Source organism: Pseudomonas sp. SIMBA_068 (assembly GCF_046534705.1).
Taxonomy (GTDB): Bacteria; Pseudomonadota; Gammaproteobacteria; order Pseudomonadales; family Pseudomonadaceae; genus Aquipseudomonas; species Aquipseudomonas putida.
In genome coordinates, this window is sequence record NZ_JAWRYI010001690.1 from 1 (window position 1) to 235 (window position 235).

At 58.3% G+C, this 235-nt stretch carries 1 protein-coding gene; it reads right to left on the reverse strand.

Translation table 11 applies throughout. The features are described from left to right. Positions 1-235, reverse strand: a 235-nt coding sequence (locus tag SB756_RS35500; protein ID WP_410913937.1) for an ATP-binding protein, incomplete at both ends; no start/stop codon positions are given.

The following is a 235-nucleotide window of genomic DNA, read 5'->3' on the forward strand; positions in this document are numbered from 1 at the left end:
TCATATCACGCCCTTCCGCATAGGCCTGCCAGGCTTCGGTTTGATCGGCGGTACGTGAGGTTAAGGTCAGGCGGGAGACAGAACTGATACTGGCGAGCGCTTCACCGCGAAAACCCAGGCTCATGATCGCTTCCAGGTCATCCAGTGAGGCGATTTTACTGGTGGCGTGTCGGGCCAGCGCCATCGACAGCTCGCTTTTCACGATGCCGCAGCCGTTGTCACGAATGCGGATAAG